32 protein-coding genes, 2 tRNA genes and 1 riboswitch are annotated in these 25,799 nt (G+C 66.3%); of the genes, 8 read left to right on the forward strand and 26 right to left on the reverse strand.

From position 1 onward, the window contains the following. On the forward strand, positions 1-238 hold a 238-nt coding region (locus GJV64_RS01075; protein WP_164155450.1), incomplete at its 5' end, for an SIMPL domain-containing protein. Positions 239-261: 23 nt separating this feature from the next. Here the strand turns inward: GJV64_RS01075 and GJV64_RS01080 are convergent. Next, positions 262-1,038: an SDR family NAD(P)-dependent oxidoreductase gene (locus GJV64_RS01080; RefSeq protein WP_164155451.1), complete on the reverse strand. Its 777-nt coding sequence runs from the start codon at positions 1,036-1,038 to the stop codon at positions 262-264. A gap of 117 nt (positions 1,039-1,155) precedes the next feature. Between GJV64_RS01080 and GJV64_RS01085 the strand changes: the two genes are divergently transcribed. Further along, complete coding sequence (locus GJV64_RS01085) at positions 1,156-2,364, forward strand: MFS transporter (protein WP_164155452.1); 1,209 nt, start codon at positions 1,156-1,158, stop codon at positions 2,362-2,364. A 9-nt stretch (positions 2,365-2,373) separates the two neighbouring features. Here the strand turns inward: GJV64_RS01085 and GJV64_RS01090 are convergent, their stop codons facing one another. The 6 genes from GJV64_RS01090 to GJV64_RS01115 form a co-directional block, all read right to left on the reverse strand. Beyond that, on the reverse strand, positions 2,374-3,141 hold the full coding sequence (locus GJV64_RS01090) for a peptidase (RefSeq protein WP_235927539.1): 768 nt from the start codon (positions 3,139-3,141) through the stop codon (positions 2,374-2,376). An 81-nt stretch (positions 3,142-3,222) separates the two neighbouring features. Next, positions 3,223-4,095 carry a transglutaminase family protein gene (locus GJV64_RS01095; RefSeq protein ID WP_164155453.1) on the reverse strand — a complete coding sequence of 291 codons (873 nt, stop codon included), beginning with the start codon at positions 4,093-4,095 and terminating at the stop codon, positions 3,223-3,225. Between the two features lie 9 nt (positions 4,096-4,104). After that, positions 4,105-5,046 carry an alpha-E domain-containing protein gene (locus GJV64_RS01100; RefSeq protein ID WP_164155454.1) on the reverse strand — a complete coding sequence of 314 codons (942 nt, stop codon included), beginning with the start codon at positions 5,044-5,046 and terminating at the stop codon, positions 4,105-4,107. Positions 5,047-5,050: 4 nt separating this feature from the next. After that, positions 5,051-6,502, reverse strand: a complete 1,452-nt coding sequence (locus GJV64_RS01105; protein WP_205599478.1) for a circularly permuted type 2 ATP-grasp protein — start codon at positions 6,500-6,502, stop codon at positions 5,051-5,053. A 90-nt stretch (positions 6,503-6,592) separates the two neighbouring features. Further along, positions 6,593-7,288: a RadC family protein gene (gene radC / locus GJV64_RS01110; protein WP_164155455.1), complete on the reverse strand. Its 696-nt coding sequence runs from the start codon at positions 7,286-7,288 to the stop codon at positions 6,593-6,595. Further along, a complete protein-coding gene (locus GJV64_RS01115) occupies positions 7,288-8,604 on the reverse strand; it encodes a hypothetical protein (RefSeq protein WP_164155456.1) in 1,317 nt (438 codons plus the stop codon). The genes radC and GJV64_RS01115 overlap by 1 nt, the downstream gene beginning before the upstream one ends. A gap of 166 nt (positions 8,605-8,770) precedes the next feature. Here GJV64_RS01115 and GJV64_RS01120 point away from each other — a divergent pair, with 166 nt between their 5' ends. Beyond that, complete coding sequence (locus GJV64_RS01120) at positions 8,771-8,914, forward strand: hypothetical protein (RefSeq protein ID WP_164155457.1); 144 nt, start codon at positions 8,771-8,773, stop codon at positions 8,912-8,914. Positions 8,915-9,075: 161 nt separating this feature from the next. Here the strand turns inward: GJV64_RS01120 and GJV64_RS01125 are convergent, their stop codons facing one another. The 5 genes from GJV64_RS01125 to GJV64_RS01145 form a co-directional block, all read right to left on the reverse strand. Beyond that, on the reverse strand, positions 9,076-10,146 hold the full coding sequence (locus GJV64_RS01125) for a DUF2806 domain-containing protein (RefSeq protein ID WP_164155458.1): 1,071 nt from the start codon (positions 10,144-10,146) through the stop codon (positions 9,076-9,078). A 231-nt stretch (positions 10,147-10,377) separates the two neighbouring features. Beyond that, entirely contained in the window at positions 10,378-10,788 is a 411-nt protein-coding gene (locus tag GJV64_RS01130) for a hypothetical protein (RefSeq protein WP_164155459.1), read from the reverse strand. Positions 10,789-10,791: 3 nt separating this feature from the next. Next, a complete protein-coding gene (gene thiC / locus GJV64_RS01135) occupies positions 10,792-12,636 on the reverse strand; it encodes a phosphomethylpyrimidine synthase ThiC (protein WP_164155460.1) in 1,845 nt (614 codons plus the stop codon). A gap of 46 nt (positions 12,637-12,682) precedes the next feature. Beyond that, a riboswitch (TPP riboswitch) is annotated at positions 12,683-12,791 on the reverse strand. A gap of 5 nt (positions 12,792-12,796) precedes the next feature. Further along, entirely contained in the window at positions 12,797-13,537 is a 741-nt protein-coding gene (locus tag GJV64_RS01140) for a sterol desaturase family protein (RefSeq protein WP_408014960.1), read from the reverse strand. Between the two features lie 55 nt (positions 13,538-13,592). Continuing rightward, positions 13,593-13,757, reverse strand: coding sequence for a Thivi_2564 family membrane protein (locus tag GJV64_RS01145; protein WP_164155461.1), 165 nt, complete (start codon positions 13,755-13,757; stop codon positions 13,593-13,595). Between the two features lie 126 nt (positions 13,758-13,883). Here GJV64_RS01145 and GJV64_RS01150 point away from each other — a divergent pair, with 126 nt between their 5' ends. Then, the gene (locus GJV64_RS01150; protein WP_164155462.1) at positions 13,884-14,345 is read left to right on the forward strand and encodes a hypothetical protein; all 462 of its coding nucleotides are present in this window, start codon (positions 13,884-13,886) and stop codon (positions 14,343-14,345) included. 19 nt (positions 14,346-14,364) lie between these two features. Here the strand turns inward: GJV64_RS01150 and GJV64_RS01155 are convergent. Together GJV64_RS01155 and GJV64_RS01160 are read right to left on the reverse strand one after the other, a co-directional pair. Next, positions 14,365-14,440, reverse strand: a tRNA-Ala gene (locus tag GJV64_RS01155). A 75-nt stretch (positions 14,441-14,515) separates the two neighbouring features. After that, positions 14,516-15,706 carry a M20 metallopeptidase family protein gene (locus tag GJV64_RS01160; RefSeq protein WP_164155463.1) on the reverse strand — a complete coding sequence of 397 codons (1,191 nt, stop codon included), beginning with the start codon at positions 15,704-15,706 and terminating at the stop codon, positions 14,516-14,518. 53 nt (positions 15,707-15,759) lie between these two features. Between GJV64_RS01160 and GJV64_RS01165 the strand changes: the two genes are divergently transcribed. Together GJV64_RS01165 and GJV64_RS01170 are read left to right on the forward strand one after the other, a co-directional pair. Continuing rightward, complete coding sequence (locus tag GJV64_RS01165) at positions 15,760-16,947, forward strand: BaiN/RdsA family NAD(P)/FAD-dependent oxidoreductase (protein WP_164155464.1); 1,188 nt, start codon at positions 15,760-15,762, stop codon at positions 16,945-16,947. Positions 16,948-16,949: 2 nt separating this feature from the next. Next, on the forward strand, positions 16,950-17,621 hold the full coding sequence (locus tag GJV64_RS01170) for a nitroreductase (RefSeq protein WP_164155478.1): 672 nt from the start codon (positions 16,950-16,952) through the stop codon (positions 17,619-17,621). Here GJV64_RS01170 and GJV64_RS01175 read toward each other — a convergent pair whose 3' ends face one another. From GJV64_RS01175 to GJV64_RS01200, 6 genes are read right to left on the reverse strand one after another with little or no spacing between them, the layout of a single operon-like run. Next, on the reverse strand, positions 17,622-17,927 hold the full coding sequence (locus GJV64_RS01175; protein WP_164155465.1) for a hypothetical protein: 306 nt from the start codon (positions 17,925-17,927) through the stop codon (positions 17,622-17,624). A gap of 7 nt (positions 17,928-17,934) precedes the next feature. After that, complete coding sequence (locus tag GJV64_RS01180; protein ID WP_164155466.1) at positions 17,935-18,297, reverse strand: Rap1a/Tai family immunity protein; 363 nt, start codon at positions 18,295-18,297, stop codon at positions 17,935-17,937. Between the two features lie 3 nt (positions 18,298-18,300). Continuing rightward, positions 18,301-18,696, reverse strand: a complete 396-nt coding sequence (locus tag GJV64_RS01185; RefSeq protein WP_164155467.1) for a Rap1a/Tai family immunity protein — start codon at positions 18,694-18,696, stop codon at positions 18,301-18,303. Beyond that, positions 18,693-19,544 carry a dienelactone hydrolase family protein gene (locus GJV64_RS01190; protein WP_164155468.1) on the reverse strand — a complete coding sequence of 284 codons (852 nt, stop codon included), beginning with the start codon at positions 19,542-19,544 and terminating at the stop codon, positions 18,693-18,695. Before GJV64_RS01190 ends, GJV64_RS01185 begins: the two co-directional genes overlap by 4 nt. Positions 19,545-19,604: 60 nt before the next feature. After that, on the reverse strand, positions 19,605-20,879 hold the full coding sequence (locus tag GJV64_RS01195; RefSeq protein WP_235927540.1) for an NRAMP family divalent metal transporter: 1,275 nt from the start codon (positions 20,877-20,879) through the stop codon (positions 19,605-19,607). Positions 20,880-20,889: 10 nt separating this feature from the next. Then, positions 20,890-21,801 (reverse strand): acyl-CoA thioesterase, encoded by a 912-nt coding sequence (locus tag GJV64_RS01200; RefSeq protein WP_164155469.1) that lies wholly within the window; start codon positions 21,799-21,801, stop codon positions 20,890-20,892. Positions 21,802-21,921: 120 nt separating this feature from the next. On the opposite strand from GJV64_RS01200, the gene GJV64_RS01205 reads away from it, so the two are divergent. Further along, positions 21,922-21,998: transfer RNA gene (locus GJV64_RS01205), tRNA-Asp, on the forward strand. A gap of 38 nt (positions 21,999-22,036) precedes the next feature. On the opposite strand, the gene GJV64_RS01210 is transcribed toward GJV64_RS01205, so the two are convergent. The 6 genes from GJV64_RS01210 to GJV64_RS01235 all read right to left on the reverse strand — a co-directional run bounded on the left by GJV64_RS01210 (position 22,037) and on the right by GJV64_RS01235 (position 24,732). Beyond that, complete coding sequence (locus tag GJV64_RS01210) at positions 22,037-22,840, reverse strand: sterol desaturase family protein (protein WP_235927541.1); 804 nt, start codon at positions 22,838-22,840, stop codon at positions 22,037-22,039. Positions 22,841-22,849: 9 nt separating this feature from the next. Further along, entirely contained in the window at positions 22,850-23,143 is a 294-nt protein-coding gene (locus tag GJV64_RS01215; protein ID WP_164155481.1) for a chorismate mutase, read from the reverse strand. Positions 23,144-23,190: 47 nt separating this feature from the next. After that, on the reverse strand, positions 23,191-23,430 hold the full coding sequence (locus GJV64_RS01220; protein WP_164155470.1) for a DUF2842 domain-containing protein: 240 nt from the start codon (positions 23,428-23,430) through the stop codon (positions 23,191-23,193). A gap of 10 nt (positions 23,431-23,440) precedes the next feature. Beyond that, a complete protein-coding gene (locus GJV64_RS01225; protein WP_164155471.1) occupies positions 23,441-23,998 on the reverse strand; it encodes a 5-formyltetrahydrofolate cyclo-ligase in 558 nt (185 codons plus the stop codon). 251 nt (positions 23,999-24,249) lie between these two features. Then, positions 24,250-24,546 (reverse strand): cell division protein ZapA, encoded by a 297-nt coding sequence (locus tag GJV64_RS01230; protein ID WP_164155472.1) that lies wholly within the window; start codon positions 24,544-24,546, stop codon positions 24,250-24,252. Positions 24,547-24,549: 3 nt separating this feature from the next. Beyond that, the gene (locus GJV64_RS01235; RefSeq protein WP_164155473.1) at positions 24,550-24,732 is read right to left on the reverse strand and encodes a hypothetical protein; all 183 of its coding nucleotides are present in this window, start codon (positions 24,730-24,732) and stop codon (positions 24,550-24,552) included. 261 nt (positions 24,733-24,993) lie between these two features. Between GJV64_RS01235 and GJV64_RS01240 the strand changes: the two genes are divergently transcribed. Next, positions 24,994-25,799, forward strand: an 806-nt coding sequence (locus GJV64_RS01240; RefSeq protein WP_164155474.1) for a 1-deoxy-D-xylulose-5-phosphate synthase N-terminal domain-containing protein, incomplete at its 3' end; no start/stop codon positions are given.

The following is a 25,799-nucleotide window of genomic DNA, read 5'->3' on the forward strand; positions in this document are numbered from 1 at the left end:
CACCGCTGCCGTGGCCAAGGCGCGGGCGCGGGCGGCCGTCTATGCCGCCGCGGCCGGCCTGACTGTCAAGCGCATCGTTAGCCTCAGCGAGGCCGGCGCGCCGGCACCCGGCCCGATGTTCCGCCCGATGGCGCGCATGGCGGCAGACGCGGTGGCCGAGGCGACCCCGGTGGAACCAGGTGAACTCGCCCTGTCGGCGCAGGTGACGATGGTGTTTGAACTGGACGCCCCGCGCTGACCACCAGCGTCAGGCGCCTGCAATCACGCGATCGTCACACCGCCGTCGATCACGAAATTCTGCCCCGTGGTGAAGGCACCGGCCTTGCCGGCCAGGAACACCGCCATGCCGGCAATCTCGTCGGGCACGCCGATGCGCTTCAAGGGCGCGGTGGCGGTGGAGCGCTTCAGCGTGTCGGGATCATCCCACAGCGCCTTGGCAAAATCGGTCTTGATGAGGCCGGGCGCGATGCAGTTCACCCGCACATTGTCGGGCCCATATTCGCAGGCGAGGTTGCGGGCGAGCTGCATGTCGGCGGCCTTCGAGATGCAGTAGGCGCCGATGATGGTCGAGCCGCGCAGGCCGCCAATGCTGGACACGATGGTGATGGTGCCATCCTTGCGCGCCCGCATTGCCGGGGCGACCATGGCGATCAGCCAGTGGTTGGACACGATGTTGTTCTGCAGGATCTTGGTGAAGGCTTCGTCCGAAATGCCGCCCTGCGGGCCGTAATAGGGATTGCTGGCGGCGTTGCACACCAGGTGATCGATCTGGCCCCATTTGGCGATGGTGGCATCCACCAGCGCCTGCAGGCTTTCCTTGCTGGCGATGTTGGCCGGCACCGAGATGGCGGCCTCGCGGCCGACGGCGGCGTTGATCTCGTCCCGCGCCGCCTCGCAGGCATCGGCCTTGCGGCTGGAGATGACGACATTGGCGCCATGTTCGGCCATGCGGTGGGCGATCGCCTTGCCGATGCCGCGGCTGGAGCCGGTGATGAGGGCGGTCTGCCCGGTGAGGTCGAAAAGGGCCGGAAGGGCCATGGCGTATCTCCCAAAACTGCGGTTTCTCTATGTTGTTTGACGCACACTAGGCCTGGAGCACGCTGGCTGTCCACGCTGCCAGAGTGACAGGGTCAAGACGGCCTGCCATCACATGCCATGGCCGAATCGACACATGCTCAGATCTCCTCCGATGGCGTGCGTGCCACGGTGCTGGCCTGTCTGTTCTTCGCCGGTTTCGGCTGCCTGATCCCGTTCCTGCCGTTGTGGCTGGAAAAGGTGCACGGCTTCTCGGGCGCCGAGATTGGCGTGGTGTTGGCCATCGCCGGCTTCAGCCGCGCCGTTGCCGGGCCCCTGACCGCTGCCTGGGCCGATGGCCGCAGCGACCGGCGGGCGCCGCTGTTCATGTTCACGATCTTGCTGACGGTGGGGTTCGCGGCGCTCTATTTCCTCACCGGCTTCGTGGCGGTGTTCGCCGTCATCCTGGTGCTCGATGTCGCCTATTGGGGCCTGCTGCCGGTGGTGGAAACCGCGCTGCTGCGGCTCACCCGGCAGGGCAAGCCCACCTATGGCCTGGCGCGCGGCCTCGCCTCGGCTGCGTTCGTCGTTGGCACCAGCATCGTCGGCGTGATGAACGACTGGACCGGGGCCTTCTGGCCGATCTGGGCCTTCATGCTGGCCATTTCGGCACTGATGATCGCTGGCAGCGCGGCCATGCCGTTCGAGCCACGCCAGGCCCGCACCGAGCTTGAACAGCCCTTTGGCGAGCGCCTGTCCGCCGGCCTTGGCATGCTGCGCAACCCGCGCTTCTCCCTGTTCGTGTTCGCCGCCGGGCTGATCCAGGCCAGCGCCGGATTTCTCTACACCTCGGGCTCGCTGGTGTGGGCCAACGAGCAGGGCATGTCGTCAAAGGAAATCTCGGCGCTGTGGAACATCGGCACGCTGGCCGAAGTGGGCTTCCTGATCTTCCTCGCCAAATGGTCGGCGCGCTTCCGGCCCGAAACGCTGATCGTGGCCGGCGGCGTCGGGGCCGTGGTGCGTTGGACGGCGCTGGCTGCGCTGCCACCTTTCTGGCTGCTGATGCCGCTACAACTGCTGCACGCGCTCAGCTTTGCCGCCACTTTCCTGGGCGGCATGCGCTTCATCCAGACGCTCTATGGCGACGATCGGGCGCCCACCGCGCAGATGATCTACATGGGGGTGGCCAACGCGCCGACCTATGCCGCCGCGGTGCTGATTTCGGGGCCGCTCTATGACCGGCTCGGCGCGCCAGGCTATCTGGCGATGACCGGCGTTGCCGCGCTGGGCCTGGTGCTGGCGGTGATGCTGTGGCGCTTCCGGCCAGCGACGGAGCCTGCGACGGCCTGAGCACGGCGCCTAACTGCGCAATTCCTGTTCCGGCTGGCTGGCATATTGCGGCAGCGGGATGGCGGCGGCGGCGGCGCGCAAGGCATTGCTCCAGCGGCTGTCCAGCTCGTTGTAATAGTCATCATCCGCCTCGATGCGGTGGATGGTCTCGAGGTCGGACACGCCGGTGCGCACTGTCGCCAGATCGATCGGCAGGCCGACGGCGAGGTTGGATCGCACGGTGGCCGAAAAGCTGAACAGCGCGATCTTGATGGCCTCGGCAATCGGGGTCTCGTGGGTCAGCATGCGGTCCAGCACCGGCTTGCCATATTTGTGCTCGCCGATCTGCAGGAAGGGCGTGTCCTGCTGGCATTCGATGAAATTGCCGGCGCCATAGATGAGGAACAGGCGCGGCCGCCGCCCGCCGATGCTGCCGCCCAGCAGCAGCGTCGCATCGGTGTAGACCTTGGCATCCTTCACCACCCGGTCGATCTCGGTCTTGGCGTCGGACAGCGCCTGGCCGACCAGCTGGGCGGCGCGGAACACGGTCGGCACCTCCGACAGCTGCTCCTTCTCGCCGGTGTCGGGCATGGTGACGCCCAGCGCCACCCGCGACAAGGCGCTCTGCGTCACCGACAGCGAACCGGCCGAGGCGCACAGGAAAATGCGGTCCGGCCCATGCTCCATCACCCTCAATTTGCGATAGGTGGAGATATTGTCGACCCCGGCGTTGGTGCGGGTATCGGCCATCATCACCAGGCCCTCGCGCACCAGGATGCCGATGCAATAGGTCATCATCCGTCCCCGAATTTCACGTGCTTTGTCGAAAGCTTGCCCGCTCGCGCCCCACCGGGCAAGGGACTGGTTCAATTGGGGGCTTCAGCCCTGGGCCTGGCTGGCGGCCTGTGCCGCATCGCCGGCAGCGCCCAGTTCGCCCAGGCCCGGATGCTGGATGCTGGCCTGGGTGGTCACCGCCACGGCCATGGTCTCGGCGCCGCCGCCACGGCGGGCGCCGCGGATCGGCGCGGCATCGCGGTAATCGAGCCCCACCGCCACCCTCAGATAAGCCTCGGTGGCGCACATGCCGTTGGTGGGATCGAAGGCCACCCAGCCCAGATCGGGGATCAGCGCCTCGGCCCACGCATGGGCCGCCGGCTGGGTGATGAGCCCGTCGGAGCGCACCAGATGGCCCGAGACATAACGCGACGGGATGCCGATGAGGCGCGTCACGCTCAGGAAGACATGGGCATAATCCTGGCAGACACCGGCCTGCAGCGCAAAGCTGTGGGCGGCATCGCTGTGGGCGTGGGTGACATCGGGATCGAAGCTGAATTGGCCATGGAGATGCGCTGTCAGGCGGTGGCAGGTAGCCAGCGCGTCGCCGGTGTCGATCTGCCGGGCAAAGGCGGCCAGCGCCTCGTCGGGCATCGTCAGCTCGCTCTGGCGCAGATAGACCTGTGGCGGCAGGCGTTCCAGGGTGCCGCTCAACACCCCGTGGCTTTCCACCGTGTCCACCTCGCCGGTGACGTGCAGGGCCAGTTTCTGCACCGGGCCGTCGGGATAGAACATGTGGGTGATGTTGCCGAAGGCATCCTCGCTGCGCTTCAGGTGGCCGTCGCAGTCGCTGTCGATCCGCCAGTGGACGACATGTTGCCCCTCATGCCCGGCGGGCTGCACGCGCAGCAGTTGCAGCACATCGCTGGCCGGGCGGGCATATTCATAGATGGTGGCGTAATCGACCCGGATGCGCATTGGCCGCCTTCAGAAAAGATACTGTTCGGCAATGGCATCGCCGAGCCGGTTGTTGTCGAGAATGAACTGCTCCAGGAATTCGTGCAGCCCTTGTGCAAAGATCGCATCGATGCTGCTGCCCACCAGCCGAGCATGGCCGGCGCTGGCCAGCCGGTGTGCCGGACCGCGCCGGCCGCTGCCGCTCGCCAAGAGATCGAGATGGCGCATGATCTCATCATAACAGGCCGCCAGGCTGCGCGGGATCTGGCGGTTGAGGATGAGCAGGTCCGCCACCAGCCAGGGCTTCACGCTGTCATTGTAGACCCAGCGATAGGCGGTCATCGCCGAAACCGTGCGCAAGATGGTCGTCCACTGGAAATAGTCGAGGCTGCCGCCCACCGGCTCGTCGCGCGGCAGCAGCAGGTGATATTTGACATCGAGCAGCCGCGCCGAATTGTCGGCTCGCTCAATGGCGGCGCCCAGGTTGATGAACCAGAAGGCATCGCCGCGCAGCATGGTCCGGTTGGCGGCGCCATCAAATGCGGCAACCGCATGCTTCACATATTCGATCAGCTGGCTCAGCGTTTCCCGGCTCGACAGGTGAGTGCCATAGCGGCTGACCTCCAGCCAGGCGGTGTTGATGGCTTCCCAGCCTTCCTCGGTCAGCGCGGTGCGTACGGCCCGCGCGTTGGAGCGCGCGCTTTCCAGGCACGATCGGATGGAGCTGTGGTTGGCGGCGTTGAGGGTGAGATATTCGGTCACCTCATGCTCGTCCACCGGCAGCCCGGTGGCGTCGAAGGCGTCCACTTGGCAGGCGGCGGCCAGTGCCGATTCCCAGGCATTCGATGCGCCGCCATAGCTGGAGGGCAGGGCGGCCAGCCGCTGCGTCGCCTCGATCAGGCGGGCGCTGAAGTCCGCCCGCTCGAGATAGCGGCCCATCCAGTAGAGGTTTCCGGCGGTGCGGCTTAACACGGCTTCATCCGTCTATGATCCACGTGTCTTTCGTGCCGCCGCCCTGTGACGAGTTCACCACGAGCGACCCGGCCGTCATTGCCACGCGCGTCAGGCCGCCCGGCACGATGCGCACGCCGTCCGCGCCGGTCAGCACGAAGGGGCGCAGGTCGACATGGCGGGCCGCGATGCCGCTCTCGGTCGCGGTGGGGCAGGTGGACAGCGCCAGGGTCGGCTGGGCGATGAACTTGTCCGGATTGGCCTTCAGCTTGGCGGCAAAGGCGGCGATGGTGGCCTTGGGCGCGTGCGGGCCAACCAGCATGCCATAGCCGCCTGAGCCATCGACTTCCTTGACCACCAGTTCGGGCAGGTGATCGAGCACATACATCAGGGCTTCGGGTTCGCGGCAGCGCCAGGTCGGCACATTGGCCAATACGGGCTCCTCGCCGGTGTAGAAGCGCACGATCTCGGGCATGTAGCTGTAGATCGCCTTGTCGTCGGCAATGCCGGTGCCCACCGCGTTGGCCAGCGTGACATTGCCGGCCGCATAGGCCGACATCAGGCCGGGCACGCCGAGCATGGAATCGGGGTTGAACACCAGCGGATCGATGAAGGCGTCATCAACCCGGCGGTAGATCACGTCCACCCTCTGCGGGCCTTCGGTGGTGCGCATGAACACCACGTCGTCGCGCACGAACAGGTCGGAGCCTTCCACCAGCTCGATGCCCAGCTTGTCGGCAAGGAAGCTGTGCTCGTAAAAAGCGCTATTGTATTGGCCGGGGGTGAGCAGCACGCAGGTGGGGTGGCCGCCGCGCCGCTGACGCGGCGACACGCTGGCCAGCGTTTCCAGCAGCTTTTCCGGATAGGTCTCCACCGGCGCCACCTTCACCCTGTCGAACAGGTCGGGCACCAGCTTCAGCATAACCTCGCGGTTTTCCAGCATGTAGGAGACGCCCGACGGTGTGCGGGCGTTGTCCTCCAGCACGAAGAATTCATCCGGCCCGGTGCGCACCAGATCGATGCCGGCGATGTGCACCCAGATGCCGGCCGGCGGCGTGCGCCCCACCATGTGCAGGCAATAGGCCGGGTTCTGCAGCACCAGTTCGGCCGGGATGATGCCGGCGCGCAGGATCTCCTGCCGGCCATAGATATCGGCCAGGAAGGCGTTGAGCGCCTGCACCCGCTGCTTGAGGCCGCGCTCCAGCCGATCCCACTCGGCGCGGGCCAGGATGCGCGGCACGATGTCGAAGGGGATCAGCCGCTCGGTCGCCTGCGCGTCGCCGTAGACGGCAAAAGTGATGCCGATGCGCCGGAAGAACAGCTCGGCCTGGGCGCGCCGCGCCGCCATCAGTTCGGGCGGGCTGTCCGCCAGCCAGCGGCGGATGGCCTGATAGGCCGAGGTCACGCCATCGGGTGACTGGCTGTTGTAGCCCTCGCCAGTGCCAAACATCTCGTCAAAGGCCGGCAGCGCCTGCATCCATCCTCCATCCCCGCGTGGTTTCCCTTGTGCGAACAGGCAGGCTGCCGTGCAAGGCGCAACTTGCGTATGGTTTCGATCGCCCGTGCCTCAGATCAGACCGGCACTGCGCATCGAGACATGGCCGGACGCGCCGATGATGACATGATCATGGACGGCCAGCCCCAGGTGCCGCCCGGCCTCGATGATGGCGCGGGTCATCTGGATGTCGTCGCGGCTGGGCTGCGGATCGCCCGACGGATGGTTGTGGACCAGCACCACCGCCGCCGCGCCCAGATCGAGCGCGCGCTTGACGATCTCGCGCGGGTAGACGGGCGCGGCATTCACGGTGCCGTCGTTCATCACCTCGTCGCGGATCATGATGTTGCGATTGTTGAGGAAGATCACCCGAAACTGCTCGGTGGCGCGCTGCGCCAGGCTGGCGTGGAGATAGTCCAGCAGCGCCTGCCAGCCCGACAGCACCGGGCGGTCGAGCGCCCGTGTCTGCAGGGCCCTCAGCATCACCGCCTCGACGAACTTGATGGCCGCCGCGGCGCTTGTCCCCAGGCCCTCGACGCGTTTCAACTCCTCCGGCGTGGCGGCGATCAACGCGGCGAGGCTGCCGAACTCACCGATCAGCCGCTTGGCCAGCGGCTTGGTGTCCTGCCGCGGGATGGCGAGCGCCAGCAGATATTCCAGCAGCTCATAATCATGGAAGCCGTCGCCGCCGGCCGTCAGCAGGCGCTGGCGCAGCCGCTCGCGGTGCCCGGCAGAAGAGGGGGGCTCGGGCGCATCAGCCTTCGGCATCAGGGCTCGCAATCCTCGGCCTTTTTGCGGCGCCCGAGCAGGCCGCCGATGGCGCCGCCCAGCATGCCGCCGCCGCCACTGCTGGCCTCGCACTTGGGCCTGGTGCCGCTGCCACCGTTGCTATTGCGCCGGCTGTTGCGGCCGCGCCGTTCATCGCCGCCGCCCATCATCTCGGCCATGTTCATGCCGGCCGGGCCGCCAGCGCGCGAGACAAAGCGGGCCTTCACGGCATACTGCTGATCCCAGGTGATCTTCGGATCGGCCGGGCGCGGCGGATAGAGGAAATTCTCCTCCGGCCCGTGGGCGACAAGAGACACGAGGCCCTGCGGCGCGGCGGCCAGCACCTGTTTGGGGATGGCGCAGCTGGTCTGGGCTGGCGGCATCAACTGCTTCGTGCCCACCAGCCGCGCGGCTTCGGCCGGCGCGATATAGTCGCCAAGCGCCGAAATGAAGGTCTGGCTTTCCGACGAGGACCAGAACACCACGGTGGCGCCTTTTGCCGGATCTTCGCCTTCGCCGCCGATGAAGCTGGCGAAATGCCCGGTGGCGTCGGGCAACTGGTTCCAGCTCATGGCGATGGCGCCCGATGGCGCCTTCTTCTGATCGAGGTTCAGCGCCCCCATGAAATCCTTGGTCAGGCTGAACTGGATGTCGGGGATGTAATTGCCGGTCACCGCATGATCGCCCACCAGGCTGGCGTTCGCCGGCACGCCGTTGCGGCTGGCGCGATCATCATTGGGCCAGTGGCCATGGGTGGGCCAGCTGCTGGCTGAGGGTGGCCGGGCGATGCGCACCCGCTCGCCGGCAAAAAGCCCGGGCGGGATCTGCCCGGCAGCCACCTTCGCAAAATCGATCACCACCGGCTGGCCGGGGCGCGCCTCCTCGCCGCAGCCCCAGAACAGCAGCACCCGGCCCTTGGGCGGCTCGAAATCCTCCGGCTCGCTTGGGGTCGCCGCCTGGCGCTGCGGCGTTTTCAGGAACAACAGGTCACCCATGTTCATCCCCGCCGGCACCAGGTGCCGGCCCAGCGGCGGCGGCGCACTGACCGGCAACTTGCCGCCCAGATCCAGAACCAGCGACTTGGACATCGCCCCCGGCTGCTGCCCGCTCATCGCCATGCGCATCATGTCTCCGGCCGAGGGCATGTTCCCACCCATGCCGAAGCCGGTCATCGTCTGCGCGGACAGCCAATAGGTCGCCTTTGGCGGGATCACCTTCTGGACGATGGCGGCAGGCTTGGCCGCCGGCTTCGGCGCCGGCCGCCGCGCCTGGCCCTGAACGGTTCCGGGCACCGCCAGCAGGGCACCAGCCGCCATCAGAATCGCAACACGCCGCATGGTTTATCCCCCCGGATTGAAGTGCGGCGCCAGTGTATCATGCTGGCGCAATGGGGGAAGGGCGGGGTCGGTGTGTTACGCGAAGAAGTGGGCCTCCGGCGGGCAGGGACTCGTCCCTGCACCCGTTCGTTGATATTGTCCGATCATGAAGCCCGGCAAAGCCAGCCGCATGATGCCCGGGGTGATGCTGGATGACATCCTCGACGATGACCTCCACCCCATTGCCGCCTGGCAACGCCATCGCGGCCTGTCCCAGGCCGAACTCGCCCGCCGCACCGGGTCTATGTAGGTTTGGCTGAGCCGGATCGAGAATGGCGCAGCCGCATCGGCTCGGCCGCGACGCGGGGAAAGCTTGCGGCGATGCTGGAGGCGCCGGTTTGGGGGTTCGCGGGTGGTGATTGAGGACGATGCTCTCAGAGTTTTAGGCAATACCTCTATCAGTGTATCTCATCAGAGTCGTAGTTTTTGTGCACCTAAGGGAATGTCCACGGAAGGTGGATATAGCTGTTCTGTAACAATAAACATGTCCCCGTCGCGTCTTGCTAGGTGTATAGAAATAGTATTGTCTTTATCTATTTTCTCAGCAATTCGAATTAGCAAACCTCGCTCGTCGGCTTTACCTACCAAATCATGGACTGCAACGCCGGTCCTAGTGAGAGGAATTACTTCGAAGCTGATTTGATTTACATTCTTCAAACTTGCCATTAGCCCCCAATAATTACCGCCAATAACCACAATACACGGTTTATCGTCAGCGGCGCGCCAAGCCTTGCTCAACCCCGGCTTTGCATCTGCAATGAGTCCGCTGTCAACAAGCGGTAGGAGAGACTCAATGGTGGGTTTCCTGCCCTCATCATTAAAGATTAATATTTCCCTACCTAATACAAATGACGATACTGCTTGCATTGCGAGCAAGTCGGCTTTGTCTAGTTCAGCTAGGGAGCGAAGAGTGGATCTTGGGTATGTCCCTGGAGCCCGCATTTCGCCTGCTAAGATACTTGAAAGCCGCTGCCGCAGATCGTCTGTTGAGGCGTTTTCAGCAAAGCTCACAAAGGTCGAAGCCCAGTCCGGATTCAATGGGTTGGCCGCCTCTTCGCCAAGGGTGTCGGATCGGCATTCTGTCGCTTCACGCACGGCTGCTTCATTTGATTGATCGGGACTTGACATAGGTAAGTTAGGTAGCAGTTCAACTGCAGATGATATGACTGCTTCTAGGTTTTCTTGTTTGCGAGCGAGGTCGCCAAGAAATCGAGCTTTAGCTCGTTCAACGATCACCGGGTCCCTCACGGCCTGATTAGCAACTACTTCAGCAAGTCTGCGAGTGATAAGTGATCGACCCTCTATGTGATCAAGCTTTTCTCTCGCATCTGAATATAGAGATGCCGCTGCTTCAGCACCAAGCGTCAGTTGTAAACACATTTTTGCAACTTTGACGCGCCATCCTTCTGGCACATGTTTTGTAATATTCGCGACGAACCCTTCACCATTCTCTTCTAGGTCGGGCGGTTCCTCGTAGGACACTGTCGATTTCTCCCGATAACAATTTAACTATGAACGTTCAGATTTTGCAAGATGCGCCACGGAAAGTGTTCGATAAGCACTTGTAGATGTGCATGATTGCAGGACAGCCGTGTACTCGACACACTCGAGTCGTCCGAGTCAAAATGAAGGTTCAACGAGATTGTCAATCGCCACTCTGCGATTTAAAAGGTGGGTACAGGGGCTCAGCCCCTGCCCGCCGGAGGCCCCTTTTCACTCCTTCGCCGGTGGCTCCACCTTGCGCGCCGCTTTCAACCGCCGCTTCTCGGCGCGGCGGGCCCGTTCCTCGGCCCGGATCACGTCCCAATGGGCCTGGTGCTCCTTCATCCAGTGGCGCGCCCACAGGGAGGCGATGATCAGGGCGACGATGGTGACGCCGATCACGATGTTCCGTGTCGGCCCCAGAAACAGCAGCGGTGAGCACAGGGTGGCCAGCGCGCTGAGCACGGCGGCGGCGCCCTTCCGGTCGGGCGGATCAGGCGCATAGCCGATGCAGCGTTCGATCAGGTCAGGCGCCAGCAGCGGCAGGAAGCAGAGGAGGGCGATGGCGAGGCAGCCGGGCAGATGCACCACGGCCGGCGTGCCACGCGAGTCATAGCCCCAGCGGCGCGGCCGGCGGGCCAAGCCTCACTCCGCCGCCGGCAGGTAAATCTCCCCGCCCTTGGCGCGGAACTCGGCGCTTTTTTCGGCCATGCCGGCTTCGATCATCTCCGGGTTGTTCACCTTGGCGGCATAGTCGCGCACGTCCTGGGTGATCTTCATCGAGCAGAACTTCGGCCCGCACATGGAGCAGAAGTGGGCGACCTTGGCGCCTTCGGCTGGCAGCGTCTCGTCGTGATAGGCCAGCGCCGTTTCCGGGTCGAGCGACAGGTTGAACTGGTCGCGCCAGCGGAATTCGAAGCGGGCGCGGGAGAGGGCGTCGTCGCGCAGCTGGGCGGCGGGGTGGCCCTTGGCCAGATCAGCGGCGTGGGCGGCGAGCTTGTAGGTGATGACGCCCACCTTCACGTCGTCGCGGTCGGGCAGGCCGAGATGCTCCTTGGGCGTGACATAGCAGAGCATGGCGGTGCCGAACCAGCCGATCATGGCGGCGCCGATGCCGCTGGTGATATGGTCATAGCCGGGCGCGATGTCGGTGGTGAGCGGCCCCAGCGTGTAGAAGGGCGCCTCTCCGCATTCTTCCAGCTGCTTTTCCATGTTCACCTTGATCTTGTGCATCGGCACATGGCCGGGGCCTTCGATCATCACCTGGCAGTCCTGCTCCCAGGCCACTTTCGTGAGCTCGCCCAGCGTTTCCAGTTCGGCGAACTGCGCGCGATCGTTGGCGTCGGCGATCGAGCCGGGGCGCAGACCGTCGCCCAGCGAGAACGACACGTCATAGGCGCGCATGATCTCGCAGATCTCGCGGAAGTGGGTGTAGAGGAAATTTTCCTTGTGGTGGGCGAGGCACCACTTGGCGAGGATGGAGCCGCCGCGTGACACGATCCCGGTGACCCGGTTGGCGGTCAAGGGCACATAGGCCAGCCGCACGCCGGCATGGATGGTGAAATAATCGACGCCCTGTTCGGCCTGTTCGATCAGCGTGTCGCGGAACACATCCCACGTCAGGTCCTCGGCGATGCCGCCAACCTTTTCCAGCGCCTGGTAGATGGGCACGGTGCCGATGGGGACGGGGGAGTTCCGCAGGATCCATTCGCGGGTGTTGTGGATGTTGCGCCCCGTTGAAAGGTCCATGATCGTGTCGGCGCCCCAGCGGGTGGCCCACACCATCTTCTCCACTTCCTCGGCGATGGAGGAGGCAACCGCGCTGTTGCCGATATTGGCGTTGATCTTCACCAGGAAGTTGCGGCCGATGATCATCGGTTCGGCTTCCGGGTGGTTGATGTTGGCGGGGATGATGGCGCGCCCGCGGGCGATCTCGCTGCGCACGAATTCCGGCGTCACATAATCCGGGATTTCGGCGCCGAAGCTCTCGCCATCGCGGATGATGCCTTCTCGCTGGGCCCGACCGATGTTTTCGCGGATGGCGACATATTCCATTTCCGGCGTGATGATGCCGCGGCGGGCATAGGCGAGCTGGGTGACAACGGCGCCGGCCTTTGCCCTCAGCGGCGTCTTCACCACGTTCGGGAACTCGTCGATATCGGCCTTCCCGCCGGGGACGTTGGCAACGCCATTGTCCTGCGGCTTCACCGGCCGACCGGGATAGCGCTCCACGTCGCCGCGCGCTTCCACCCACGCCCGGCGCAGCGGCGGCAGGCCGGCAGCGATGTCGATCTGGGCCGTGGCATCCGTGTAGGGGCCGGACGGGTCATAGACGCGCACCGGCGGCTCGTTGGCCGACGGATCAAGCGCGATCTCGCGCATGGCGACGCGGATTTCGGGATGCAGCGTGCCGGCCACGTGGATCTTGCGGCTGCCCGGCAGCGGCCCGGTTGTGACCGGCACATCGAGCTTCGAATTGATATCGGCCATGGCCATCATCCTTCCAGCAATCGGAACGGATGGAGCGCGCGCAGGTGCGTGGCGCGGCCTCCCTCCCTCCGCCGGTGTCAACCGGATCAGGTTCAGCGGGTCAGGGCCAGGAAGCCCACTCTCAGCCGGTCATGCCGGCCCCCCGGGGAATGAATGAGGCTTAGGCCCGGGCGTCCCAGTTGGCAAGGCCGCGATCGGTGCCGCAGACCTTGTCCCAGAAGCGGAAATACAGGCCGTAATTGCAGGTGTAGAAGCGGTGGTGCGCCTCGTGGTGGCTGGCCGAGATGACGTGGCGGCCGAACCAGCCATCCACCCACGCCTTGGGGAATATCTCCCAGCCCATGTGGTTGGTGACGCCCATGATGGTGGCGATCAGCATCACCACGCCCAGCGCGCCGACATGGATGGGGATGATGAACACCAGCGCCGGGATCAGGATGGCGCCCGACACGGCCTCCAGCGGGTGGAAGCTCATGGCGGCCCAGGCGGTGGGCGGCCGGCTGGCATGGTGGACGGCGTGTGCGGCCTTGAACAGGCGGGGCGCGTGCATCCAACGGTGCGTCCAATAGAACCAGCTGTCGTGGAGGAACAGATAGACGAGGATCGACAATGGCCACCACGCCAGGTCGAGCGGGCTGGTGACCTGCCACATCAACTGCGTCCAGCCCAGCGACCGCGCCGCCTCCAGCGCCAGCCCGGCGGGCACCGCGTAGATGAAGGCGGAGAGCAGCGACCAGCGGATTTCGGCGCGGATCTGCTGGCGCCGCTTGGCCGGATCGGCCGGGCCATCGGCCACACCGCGCGCCCGCGTCAGCCAGGCAAAACCACCGGACACCGCCAGATAGCGTACGGCAATGATGGCGGCCATCGAGACGACAGCAAGGGCGAAGGCGGTGAACACGCGGCGGGTTTACCGCGCGGCCGCGGTGCCGCCAAGCGGCACCGCGTCGCGGTCCTCAGAAGGACACCAGCCCAAACGCGCGCAGCAGCCACACGATGACGGCGATGATCACCACGATGTTGATGATCGACCGGATCGTGCCGTCGAGCGGCAGCTTGTTGTTGACCAGCCAGAGCAGGACGCCAACGATGATGAGTGTGATGATTGTACTGATAAGCATATATATTGTCCCGAGGCGAAATGGCCTTTCGTGAGAGCATAGCACAAAATCATCTAATTCTGAAATTTTACTTTGAAATGATTTATAGCCTTATCTGGATGATATCTCAAATATACCTAGGTAGTATTGCACCCGCGATCAATCATTCCCACCTGGCAAGGGTTGAAATTTCAGAAAGCGCTTGTCATGCATATTTCGTCATCCTTTGTCGCACCCGTGGCCATTGCTGCGCTGCTGGCGCTTTCGGCCTGTGCCGGCGATCGTTCAGCGCCGCTCGATGCAGGCCAACGCATGTCGGCGCGCGGCGAGTCCATCGCCGGGCGCGGAGCGGCCTGGTCAGACGGGCAGCGTGATGTCGAACAAGGTGGGGAGCGATTGCGCAAGAGCGACGCGCGCATTGCTGACGCCGAGCGCGATCTGCGCCGGGCCAGCGATGCGATGGCCAAGGCCGAGCGCCAGATTGCCACAGCCCAGGCCGCCCGCCTCGCCGCGGCCGAACAGGTTGCTGCTGGCACGGCGCAGATGCGCCGGGCCGAAGCGGATTATGGTGATATCAGGCAGTTGCCGTCTGCGATGGACCCGCAATAGGGCCGTCAGCACGCCAGAATGGTGGAGCAGAGGGGGATCGAACCCCTGACCTCAGCAGTGCGATTGCTGCGCTCTCCCATCTGAGCTACTGCCCCGCACCAAGTCTGGCCTTCCGCAAGGGAAGGGCGTCCGTATAGCGCGCCGCCCCTCTTTTGCAACGGCTTTTGCCGTCAACCGAATCCCTCGGCCAGGAAGCGCTCGGCCAGCCCTGCGTGGAGGGCAGCGCCGCGCACCATGGCGCTTTCATCAAGGTGCATGTGGCTGGAATGCAGCCCGCAGCAGGCGCGCCAGTCGGTGCCCTGTTCGGCAACGCCGAGGAAGAACATCGCGCCGGGCACCTGTTCCAGCACATAGGCAAAATCCTCGGCACCCATGATCGGGTGGGCGAGGCGCTGCCATGCGTCCTCGCCAAACAGCTGCTTCGTCACCGCCTCACCCAGGGCGACGGCGCGGCCATCGCAGTTGGTAACCGGAAAGCCGGGGATGATCTCCACGGTCGCGCTGGCGCCGTGGGCGGCCGCGATGCCCTGCGCCAGCCGCGGCAGGCCGTCATGCAGCTTCTGGCGGGTGGCCGCCGACAGGGTGCGCATCGTGCCATAGAGCAGGGCGGTCTCCGGGATGACATTGTCGGTGGTGCCGGCACTGATCTGGCCAATGGTGATGACCGCCGGGTCGAACACGCTCACCTGCCGCGTCACGAAGGTCTGCAGCGCCAGGGCGATCTCGCAGGCGATGGGCACCGGATCGAGCGCGTCGTGCGGCATGGAGGCATGGCCGCCGCGCCCCGTCACCACGATCCGCAACTTGTCATTGCTGGCGAGCAGCGCGCCGGTGCGGCCACCGACCACGCCCCACGGCGCGTTGGGCATGATGTGCAGGGCAAAGGCGGCGTCGGGAAGCGGATCGATCAGGCCATCGTCCAGCATGAAACGGGCGCCGTGGTGGCCTTCCTCGCCGGGCTGGAACATGAACATCACGCTGCCCGCCAGGCTCTCGCGCCGCTCGCACAGGATGCGCGCCGCGCCGGCCAGCATCGCCACATGCGCGTCGTGCCCGCAGGCGTGCATGGCGCCGGGAACGATGGAGGCAAAGTCCAGCCCCGTCTCCTCCGGCATCGGCAGGGCATCGCTGTCGCCGCGCAGCAGCACGGTGCGGCCGTTCGCGGGGCCTTTCAGCGTTGCGACGATGCCGGTGGTCGATGCCCCGGTGCGGATCTCGAGCGGCAGGCCGGCCAGGGCTGCCCTGATCTTGTCGGCGGTGCGCGGATTGTGCAGGCCCAGCTCCGGCTCGGCATGGATGGCGCGCCGCAGCGCGATCATATCGGGCAGGATCGCCTCGGCTGCGTGTGTCCAGTCGGTCATGCCTCAGCCTAACGCCTTCCCATGCCGGCCGCCACCCGCTAGGCACCGCGCCAATGCCGCATGATGCGATCATCCTGGGCGCCGGCGGCGCCGGCCTGTTCTGTGCCGCCACCGCAGGCCAGGCGGGCGCGCGGGTGCTTGTGATCGATCACAACCCGGAGCCGGGGAAGAAGATCCTGATTTCCGGCGGCGGGCGCTGCAATTTTACCAATGTTGGCGCCGTGCCGGAACGCTATCTGAGCGAAAACCGCCACTTCGCACGTTCGGCGCTGTCGCGCTACACGCCGGCCGATTTCGTCGCGCTGGTCGAAAAACACCGCATTGCCTTTCACGAGAAGACGCTGGGGCAATTGTTCTGCGATGGGTCGGCGAAGCAGATCGTCGCCATGCTGATGGACGAGTGTGCGGCCGGCAGCGTGGACTTTGCCTTCGGGGCCGGCATCACCGATGTCAGCCACACCGATGGCCGGTTCAGCGTTACTACCAGCGCCGGCATGTTCACGGCGCCCAATCTCGTCATCGCCACCGGCGGGCCGGCCATCCCCAAGCTGGGCGCCACCGGCTTTGCCTATCAGCTCGGCAAGCAGTTTGGGTTGAAGATCATCCCGCCGCGCCCGGCGCTGGTGCCCTTCACCCTGCCGCAGGGTGAAAGCCTGTTCCGCGAGCTGGCGGGGGTCGCTGCGGACGTGGTGGCGTCAGCGGGCAAGACCGCCTTCCGCGAAGCGGCGCTGTTCACCCACAAGGGCCTGTCCGGCCCGGCGATGCTGCAGGTGTCGAGCTATTGGCGCCACGGCGAGGCCATCGCGGTCGATTTCCTGCCCGATGCGCCGGTCGACTGGCTGCTGGCCGCCAAGCGCCAGCGCCCCAGGGCTGGCCTGAAGTCCGTTCTGGCCGCCGCTCTGCCGGAACGGCTGGCCACGGCGCTGGCCGAAACGCTGGGGCTGGCGGGGGAACTGGGCAACCAGAAAGACGCGGCGCTGGCCGCCACCATGGGCCGCCTGAAGGCGTGGGCCTTCCGCCCCGATGGCACAGAGGGCTTTGCCAAGGCCGAAGTGACCGCCGGCGGTATCGACACAGCCGGCCTTTCATCCCGCACCATGATGGCCAATCAGTTTGAGGGGTTGTTTGCCATCGGCGAGGCAGTGGACGTTACCGGGTGGCTGGGTGGATATAATTTTCAATGGGCCTGGGCGTCCGGCTTTGCAGCCGGCCAGGCCATCGCGGAGCGGAAGACAGCATGACGATGAGCTATGACGAGGTGGTGCTGGGCCGCCGTTCCATTCGCGGCTTCAAGCCCGATCCGGTGCCGATGGCGCTGATCAAGGAGATCCTCACGATGGCCATGCGCTCGCCATCGTCGATGAACACCCAGCCGTGGAACTTCACCGTGGTCACCGGCGAGCCGCTCAATCGCATCCGCGCCGGCAACACCGAACGCAATCTTGCCGGCATTCCGCACAGCCGCGAATTCCGCATCGGCCAGCCCTTCGCCGGCGTCCACCGTGAACGCCAGATCGGGGTGGCCAAGCAATTGTTCAGCGCCATGGGCATCGCCCGCGACGACGCGCCGGCCCGGCAGGACTGGGTGCTGCGCGGTTTCCGCCAGTTCGACGCGCCGGTGTGCGTGATCATCACTTACGACAAGGTGCTGGCCGGCAGCGATGACACGCCCTTCGATTGCGGTGCCGTCTCCACCGCGCTGGTCAACGCCGCCTGGTCGCGCGGGCTGGGCGCCGTGATCAACAGCCAGGGCATCATGCAGTCACCCGTGGTGCGCGAACATGCCGGCATCCCGGATGATCAGGTGATCATGAAGGCCATCGCGCTGGGCTGGCCGGACGAGACCTTCCCCGCCAACGCCGTGGTGTCGGAGCGCAAGAGCGTCGAGGAAGCGGCGCGGTTCGTGGGGTTCTGACTAGGCCAGACGGTGCGGGGTGGGGTCACCCTGTTCTGCCACCAATTGCTGCCGGGCCCTGGTCAGCGCTTCGCTGAAGGCGATGGCGGCGTCGGCGGGGCCGAGCCCGGTCGCTTCGGCAAGGCGATTGACCAGTTCCGCATCGAGGCAGACAGCGAGGCGGCCTGCAAGCAACTTGGGATCAATGCCATGAGACTGGGCAACCAGGCTGATGGCACGAGCACGCTGCTGGAAGTCGAAGGCCTGCAACCGGGCGGTTTCCACTTCGGCTTTCTTGTGCAGCGCCTTGGCCAAATCCCAGCTCATGCCGACCTCATCTGGACCTGCAGGGCCACTTCGCGGCCAGCGCCCGGCTGTAGACCTCGATGGACGGGCGGTCGAGATCGGCGGGATGCCTGTCGAGCCAGGCGAGGATGACGCCGCGATATTCGGCCAGGTCATAATCCCGGCCGGGCCGGCAATGGGGCGGGGTGAGCGCCGCATCTTTCGGGGTGAACCAGCCATGGCCCTGGGAGGCACCATTCAGCCATGACAGGCAGATGATCCGGCTGGCCCGGTCATCCTGCCGGCTGCACACGGCTTTCAGGTGGGCGCCGGTGGCCATGGCAACGGGATTGTCGGCCGGCTGCGCGCTGGCAGCGGCAGACAGCAGCAAGACGGGCAGAAGCAGGCGCATGGTTCAGGCAGCCTGGCAGGGGAAGGCGCCGGCCATCGCCTTGCGATAGGCCATCAGCGCGGGATTGCCCGCCTCCTTCGGGTTGGCGGCCAGCCAGCCAAGGAGCAGCTCGCGCTGACGGCCGAGCGTGGCGGCCTGCGGTGGCGGACAGAAATCGGGCAGGATCTGCGGGCTGAGCGTCTGGAAGCGCGCGTTGATCTGGGAGGCACCGTTCAGCCACGACACGCAGATCAGCTGGTTGGCAACATCCTTGCTGTTGCCGCAGACGGTGGTGAGGTCGCTGGCCAGATCAAGCAGCAGCGGGCTGCGCGCCGGATTGCGCGCGCGATCCTGCACCACGGGTGGCGGTGCTGCAGCCGTTAGGCCCATCAGCAGTGCGATGGCCAGGGGCCGCCTCACACGCCATTGGCCTTGAAATGCGCCAGCAATTTGCCCCACGCGTCCTTGCCCGCGGCCGCGTTGTAGCTGGGGCGATAATCGGCGAGGAAACCGTGATCGGCGTCCGGATAGAGCACGATGCTGCTCTTCGTGCCCTTCAGCTTCGCCTGCATCGCCTCCACGTCGGCGACCGGGATGCCCTTGTCGAGCGCGCCATAGAGGCCGAGCACCGGGGCCTTCAGGTCCGCCACCACGTCCATCGGGAACTTGCGGCCTTCGGGGCCCGGATTGCCTTTCAGGCCGCCATACCAGGCGCCGCCGGCCTTCAGCTCCGGGAAGCGCGCCGCGGCCATCCAGGTGATGCCGCCGCCCCAGCAGAAGCCGGTGATGGCGAGCTTCTTCTTGTTCACGAATTTCTGCCCGCCCAGCCAGTCGAGCGTCGTCTTCGTGTCACCCATCACCTGTTCCAGCTTCGCCTGCGCGACAATGGCGCGGATGGCCGGGAAATCGGTCATTGTCGGCAGCTTGCGCTCGGTGTCGCCGCGGTAGAAATACTCCGGCGCCACCGCGACATAGCCGGCCTGGGCGAAGCGGCGGCAGACATCCTTGATCCATTCGTGGACGCCAAAAATCTCGTTCACCACGATCACCGCCGGGTGCTTGCCCTTGGCACTGGGGCGCGCCACGAACGCCGGCAGGCCGCCGGGCAGCGTCTCCCAGCCCGTGACCAGCCCCGTATCGGGCGTGCGCACCGGTTCGGCATTGGCGGCCACGTCGAAGGCGGCATAGCCCGCCGCGATCAGCACGGCGCGGCGCGACAGGGCAAGGTCTTCGGCTTCGGTGCCTTCGGGGCGGGTGAGCGTGGCCATGGCATGATCTCCATTTGAGTCGGGCCGAACTCTACTGGCCCGCCGCCATGCCGCCAACCGCTACAGGATCATCATGGCCAGGGCCGCGCCGGCCATCAGCAGGGTCGCGCCCCAGCCCAGCACGGCCTGTGGGCCGGTCACCCGGAAACGGCCCATCACCGCCCGACGGCTGGCCAGGGCCATGATCGCCACCATCACCGGCACGGCCACCAGCCCATTGATCACCGCCGTCCAGAACAGCGCCTGCATGGCATCGATGCCGATGAGATCGATGGCGAGCGCCACCGCCACCGCCAGCGCGATCACGCCGTAGAATCCGGCCGCCTCGCGCGGTTTCAGCTCCAGCCCGGCGCGCCAGCCCATCACTTCCGAAAGGGCGTAGGCCGCCGATCCGGCCAGCACCGGCACCGCCAGCAGCCCGGTACCGATGATGCCACAGGCAAACAGGGCAAAGGCGAAATCACCGGCAATCGGCCGCAGGGCGGCGGCGGCATCGGCGGCGGTGGTGATCGGGTGGCCGCCGGCGCCGTACAGGGTCGCTGCCGTGGCGGCGATGATGCAGGCGGAGACCAGCATGGTGACCATGAAGCCGCTGACACTGTCCAGCGCCAGCCGGCCAAGTTCACGCACGGCACCGCGGGTCCGGCGCACCAGCGGCTTGCGGTGGTTCAGCTGCATCTCCTCCACCTCCTGTGCGCTCTGCCAGAAGAAGAGATAGGGGCTGATGGTGGTGCCAAGGATGGCGACCACGGTGGTGGCGCTGCCCGGCGGCAGGCTGGGCCACAGCCCGGCCCGCACCGCCTGCCACGGCACGCCGGCCACCAGCACGACGCCGACATAGGCGAACAAGGACAGGGTGAGCCATTTCAACAGGCCGACATAGCGGTGATAGGGCACGAACACCTGCAGCCCCAGCGACACCAGCGCAAAACCGATCATCAGCGCCGGCCGGTTCCAGCCGGTCACCAGCCGCGCCGCCTCACCCATCGCCGCGATGTCGGAGGCGATGTTGAAGATGTTGGCGCCCAGCAGCAGCACCACCACGCCCCACACGGCCGGGCGGGGCAGGTTGGCAGCCAGATTGGCGGCAATGCCGCGGCCGGTGACCCGGGCAATCTCGGCGCAGCTGTACTGAAAGGCGGTCAGGAACGGCCAAGCCAGCAGCACCGGCCACAGCAGGGCATAGCCAAAGCTCGCCCCGGCCTGGGCATAGGTGGCGATGCCCGAAGGGTCATCGTCTGCCGCGCCGGTGACCAGCCCCGGGCCAATGGCCGACAGATAGGCCGGCCGGCGCAGGCGGTGGCGCAGGCGGTCGCGTGGTGCGCGGGCGGTCACACAGCGCCGCTCAGGGCCGGTAGCGGATCAGCCCTTCCTGCATCACGCAGGCGATGGGCCGGCCCTCGATATCGTGGACGATGGCACGGTTCATGCCGCGGCCGCCCCCGGCCATCGGCGAATCCTGGTCGAACAGGTGCCACAGGTTCATGTCCGGCGTCTGGTTGAACCAGATGGCGTGATCAAGGCTTGCCGATTGCAGCGCCGGGTTGGCCCAGCTGATGGCATGCGGGGCAAGACAGGTGTCAAGCAGGGTCATGTCGCTGGCATAGGCGAACAGGCAGCGCTGCAGCACCGGATCGGCCGCCTGTTCGGGGCTGAGCGGCGCCGCCAGCCGGCACCAGTGTCGCTGGTGCGGCGGGCGCTTTTCGGGTTTGAAGAAATCATCCGGCTCCACCGCCCGCACGTCGAGCGGCCGTTCACGGGTGAGCCAGATGGTGCGCCAGGGTTCCGGGGCGTGCGGCGCGTTGCGGCGCGCCCAGTCCGATTCGCTTTCCAGCGATTCCGGGTGCGGCACATCGGCCGGCGGCGTCACGGCATGTTCAAGGCCATCCTCTGGCACCTGGAAGCTGGCGGCCATGTTGAAGATGGGCCTGCCCTTCTGGATCGCCACCACCCGCCTGGTGGTGAAGCCGGCGCCGTCACGATCCCTCTCCACCTTGTAGACGATGGGCAGCTTGGGATCGCCGGGCCGGATGAAATAGCTGTGCAGGCTGTGGCACAGCCTGCCTTGTTCCACGGTGCGGCTGGCGGCCATAAGCGCCTGTGCCACCACCTGGCCGCCATAAACGCGGATCCAGCCGGCATCGGTGGACTGGCTGCGGAACAGATCGGTTTCCACCTCTTCGAGATCGAGGAGGGCTAGCAGACCGGCCACGGCGGCTTCGGGTGGACGGGGGGCAGGAGGGGGCGGCAGGTTCATGGCGCTTCCTTATCGCAAACCGGGCCGCCCACAAACGCCATCGCATTGGGGGCGCTGCCGCACAGATAGGCGCTTGACACCGGCAGGCTGCGTCCGTATCCGCCGCCTTCCGCAAGACACGCGGGTGTAGCTCAGTCGGTTAGAGCGTCGGCCTGTCACGCCGAAGGTCGCGGGTTCGAGCCCCGTCACTCGCGCCACTTGTCCCCATTTCTCGGGGGCGTGGCCGCAGCCAGTGTCAATCCCGCCCTGCCGCCGGTCGCCAGGGCATCAGCAGCAGCCGGTCCAGCCACAGCTCACGCCGCGTTGGCGTCGGGCCGGGCAGGCCGATGCGCATGGCGGCATGGCCCGCAGCCGGTTGTGCCACCATCGTGCCGAACCAGCGATCCCACAGCGACAGGCAGAAGCCGAAATTGTGGTTCATCTCGTCGCCGCCCGCCGAATGATGGACCCGGTGGAGATCGGGCGTCACCACCAGCCGGCGCACGGTGCGCTCCAGTCCCGCCGGCAGGCGCACGTTGCCGTGGTTGAACATCGAGCTGGCGTTCAGCAATATCTCGAAGATCAGCACCGCTTCGGCTGGCGGGCGGAGCAGCCAGACCAGCCCAAGCTTGATCAGCATCGACAGGATGATCTCGCCGGGATGGAAGCGCAGCGCCGTCGTCACGTCGAAATCGGGATCGGCATGGTGCACGCGGTGCAGCCGCCACAGGGCCGGGATCAGGTGGAACAGCCGGTGCTGCCAATAGATGGCAAGATCGAACAGGATCAGCGCCGCCACCACCGCCAGCCAGCGCGGCAGAGCAGACAGCAGCAGCCCGCTGCCCTCCAGCCGCAGAGCCAGCCCCACCGCCAGCACCGGGAAAAGCAACCGCACCAGCGCAGTGTCCAGCGCGAGGAGGGCGATGTTGTTGGCCTGGCGGACGAGCCCGGGCTGGCGCGGCGTGCGCGCCGGTGCCAACGCCTGCCAGCCCAGCATCGCCAGCAGGACGGCGGCAAACACCGTCAGCCGGATCGCGGCTTCGTTGTTCAGGAGGGTCACCGCCGGCCCTCAGGCCGCGTCGGAGGTGGGATCCCGGCGCAGCGCGTCCCAAACGCCAAGCTCGTGTGCGATGGAGGCCTCCACCAGCGTTTCCCACAGCGCTTCGGCCAGCCCGGCCGGTAACCCCGCGGCGGTAGCAGCAGCACTGGCGTTGGCAATCACCTCGGCCTTGCGGGCCTCGTCACGCACCTGGCTGCGCGCCGGCTTGATGCGGGCTGCGGCATCCATGTAGCCGAAGCGGCGGGCGAGCAGGGCCACCAGTTCGCGGTCGAGCGCGTCAACGCCAGCGCGCACCTCGGCCATCGTCTGGCAGGCGGCGGCCGGCAGCACCGGCGGATCGGCGGGGGCGCTCACTTGGTGCTCCAGCGGCCGGTGTTCATCCACAGGATGAACGGCCGCAAGGGCGCAATCCAGGCAAGGCCGGCCACCAGATATACGATGGCTTCCAGTGCCAGCGGCAGCGCCGCGATGCTGTCCGCTAGCGCCGAAACGCTGAGCGCGTAGAGCGTGATGTAGAGGATGATGAGCAGCATGCCCACCGGCTTGCGCCAGCTGGGCTCGGGCGGCACGCGGTGCGGAGACAGATCCATGCCTCGCGCCTTAGCGATATTGGCGGCAGTCGACCAGACGCGTTGGTGTCGCGATCATGTCGAGCGGCGCATCCCAGGGATCGGCGGGCAGGGAATCGGCAATCTGGCACTCCCACGCGAGGCCCACGGCCAGCACCGGGCGTTGGGCGCGCAGCCGGGCCAGTGCCCGATCATAATAGCCGCGGCCCTGGCCAAGCCGTACGCCCGACGGCGTGACGGCCAGCAGCGGCACCAGCAGCACGTCGGGCTGCACCACGGGCGCCGTTGCAGGCGGTTCGGGGATGTTCTGGAAGCCGGGCTTCAGATCGGCCCAGTCGCAATTGTGGAATACCAGATCCGGCCCGGCGACGCGCGGGAAGGCGTGGGGGCCGATGCGCTTTTCGATCCACACAGGATCGATCTCGTCGCCCAACGCGGCATAGCTGCCCACCATGCTCGCGCCCGCGACAGCCGGCAGGGCATGATCTGCCAGCGCTCGTTCAAGCATTTCGCGCGCGCCCGGGCCGAGCGACGCCACGAAGGCCTTGCGGGCAGCGCGATACTGGCGGCGCAGGTCGGTCTTGGTCATTCGGCCCGATGCGAAGATGGCAGATGCGAGAGTGGCAATTGTGGCGGGACCACCATGGGCCGTTGGCCTTGAAGATCCTCTGACGCCAAAACGTCAGGTGGGAGCCAGTTGCATGGACCAGGATCCACCCAGTGCCAGCCCCCGATAGGATGATTATCGCCTCAGGGATGCTTGCTCGCTCGTACCGGGCAGTTCCCGCCACCTCTTGATATAGGGCGCCGGTGGCAGCGCGGCAAGCGTGAGGCCCAAACTCAGGCGCTGGCCAGCGCCTCGAGTCGTTCGACGATGCGGGTCAGTCGGGTGATGTCGAGCATCGGCGGCACCGGGCCGGAGGAGGGCGCGCCGGAGCGGGCATCGGCCAATTCGTCGGCCAGGGTGAGCGCCACCATCGCCAGCAATTGCGCCTCAGGCATGGGCCCCAGGTTGCGGGTCAGCCGGTCGGCACGGGCGGCAAGTTCTTCGCCAAGGCCAACAATGCGCGGCTCATCCCCATCGCGGCAGTTGATGCGATATTGGCGACCGCCCATCGACAGCATGGCCTGGCCCATCGTTCACTCCTGCCCGATCAGCGTGTCGAGCGCCTTCAGGGCGTCGGCCGCGGCGCCTTCCAGCTGCGCCAGCCGGCGGCGATCGGCATCATGGGCCGCAGCCGCCGCAGCGAGGGACTGGCGGGCGGCCTGCTGCTGCTGTTCCAGCCGCGCCAAAGCCGCCTCCAGCCGCGCGAACAGGCTCAACAGTTCAGAAATCGCCCTTACTCCCCGCCCACTCAACAAGTTGCGCGCCGTTCATAAGATGGAATGTCAGCCGTGGTCAAGGATATTGGGACGGGCTGTGTCTGCGGCATGTGGGTCATGCAGGCGCCGTGCCTTGCGAAGCGGGTTGACGCATCGGCGCCGCTTCGGCTTAAGCCGCGCGCAACGCCATTCCAACCGGCCAGTCCCCGCGCCCCCGTCTCCTGGCGTGCCGGCGGGCGCACCGGGCATCCAGGACTGCTCATGTCTGTCGAACCGTCCCGCGCTGCCAATGCCATCCGGGCCCTTGCCATGGATGCGGTCGAGGCTGCCAAGAGCGGCCATCCCGGCATGCCGATGGGCATGGCCGACGTGGCGACCGTGCTGTTCGCCAACCACCTGAAGTTTGATCCTGCAGCGCCGCGCTGGCCGGATCGCGACCGTTTCGTGCTGTCGGCCGGCCATGGCTCCATGCTGATCTATGCGCTGCTGCACCTGACCGGTTACGAGAAGCCGACGCTGGATGACATCAAGCGCTTCCGCCAATGGCATTCCCCGTGCGCCGGCCACCCTGAAAACACCGAGCTGCCGGGCGTGGAGTGCACCACCGGGCCGCTGGGGCAGGGGCTCGCCATGGCGGTGGGCATGGCCATGGCGGAGCGGCATCTGAACGGCGTGTTCGGCGATGCGCTGGTCGATCACCGCACCTGGGTGATCGCCGGTGATGGCTGCCTGATGGAAGGCATCAGCCAAGAGGCGATCAGCCTCGCCGGCCATCTGAAGCTCGGTCGCCTCAACGTCATCTGGGATGACAACGGCATTTCCATCGACGGCCCGGTGAGCCTCGCCAGTTCCGAGGACATGGCCGCGCGCTTCCGCAGCGCCGGCTGGCACGTGGTGGCCTGTGACGGGCACGACATGGCCGATATCGATCGGGCGCTGGCCGAGGCCAAGGCCGATCCGCGCCCCAGCCTGATCACGGCGCGCACCACGATCGGCAAGGGCGCGCCAACCAAGGCCGGCACCAGCGGCAGCCACGGCAGCCCGCTGGGCGCCAGCGAGATCGAAGG

The sequence above is a fragment of the Sandarakinorhabdus rubra genome (genome assembly GCF_010994245.1).
Lineage (GTDB): Bacteria > Pseudomonadota > Alphaproteobacteria > Sphingomonadales > Sphingomonadaceae > Sandarakinorhabdus > Sandarakinorhabdus rubra.

Bases quoted from the DNA above. Each gene is read 5' to 3' on its own strand.
- GJV64_RS01145 (WP_164155461.1), bottom strand. From the start codon at position 13,757: ATGCTTATCAGTACAATCATCACACTCATCATCGTTGGCGTCCTGCTC.
- GJV64_RS01190 (WP_164155468.1), bottom strand. From the start codon at position 19,544: ATGGCCACGCTCACCCGCCCCGAAGGCACCGAAGCCGAAGACCTTGCC.
- GJV64_RS01175 (WP_164155465.1), bottom strand. From the start codon at position 17,927: ATGAGCTGGGATTTGGCCAAGGCGCTGCACAAGAAAGCCGAAGTGGAA.
- GJV64_RS01095 (WP_164155453.1), bottom strand. From the start codon at position 4,095: ATGCGCATCCGGGTCGATTACGCCACCATCTATGAATATGCCCGCCCG.
- GJV64_RS01165 (WP_164155464.1), top strand. From the start codon at position 15,760: ATGCCGCATGATGCGATCATCCTGGGCGCCGGCGGCGCCGGCCTGTTC.
- GJV64_RS01225 (WP_164155471.1), bottom strand. From the start codon at position 23,998: ATGACCAAGACCGACCTGCGCCGCCAGTATCGCGCTGCCCGCAAGGCC.
- GJV64_RS01230 (WP_164155472.1), bottom strand. From the start codon at position 24,546: ATGGGCCAGGCCATGCTGTCGATGGGCGGTCGCCAATATCGCATCAAC.
- GJV64_RS01120 (WP_164155457.1), top strand. From the start codon at position 8,771: ATGAAGCCCGGCAAAGCCAGCCGCATGATGCCCGGGGTGATGCTGGAT.
- thiC (WP_164155460.1), bottom strand. From the start codon at position 12,636: ATGGCCGATATCAATTCGAAGCTCGATGTGCCGGTCACAACCGGGCCG.
- radC (WP_164155455.1), bottom strand. From the start codon at position 7,288: ATGCCGAAGGCTGATGCGCCCGAGCCCCCCTCTTCTGCCGGGCACCGC.
- GJV64_RS01170 (WP_164155478.1), top strand. From the start codon at position 16,950: ATGAGCTATGACGAGGTGGTGCTGGGCCGCCGTTCCATTCGCGGCTTC.
- GJV64_RS01105 (WP_205599478.1), bottom strand. From the start codon at position 6,502: ATGCAGGCGCTGCCGGCCTTTGACGAGATGTTTGGCACTGGCGAGGGC.
- GJV64_RS01215 (WP_164155481.1), bottom strand. From the start codon at position 23,143: ATGGCCGAGGTGCGCGCTGGCGTTGACGCGCTCGACCGCGAACTGGTG.
- GJV64_RS01080 (WP_164155451.1), bottom strand. From the start codon at position 1,038: ATGGCCCTTCCGGCCCTTTTCGACCTCACCGGGCAGACCGCCCTCATC.
- GJV64_RS01085 (WP_164155452.1), top strand. From the start codon at position 1,156: ATGGCCGAATCGACACATGCTCAGATCTCCTCCGATGGCGTGCGTGCC.
- GJV64_RS01160 (WP_164155463.1), bottom strand. From the start codon at position 15,706: ATGACCGACTGGACACACGCAGCCGAGGCGATCCTGCCCGATATGATC.
- GJV64_RS01200 (WP_164155469.1), bottom strand. From the start codon at position 21,801: ATGAACCTGCCGCCCCCTCCTGCCCCCCGTCCACCCGAAGCCGCCGTG.
- GJV64_RS01090 (WP_235927539.1), bottom strand. From the start codon at position 3,141: ATGATGACCTATTGCATCGGCATCCTGGTGCGCGAGGGCCTGGTGATG.
- GJV64_RS01220 (WP_164155470.1), bottom strand. From the start codon at position 23,430: ATGGATCTGTCTCCGCACCGCGTGCCGCCCGAGCCCAGCTGGCGCAAG.
- GJV64_RS01180 (WP_164155466.1), bottom strand. From the start codon at position 18,297: ATGCGCCTGCTTCTGCCCGTCTTGCTGCTGTCTGCCGCTGCCAGCGCG.
- GJV64_RS01115 (WP_164155456.1), bottom strand. From the start codon at position 8,604: ATGGCGGCTGGTGCCCTGCTGGCGGTGCCCGGAACCGTTCAGGGCCAG.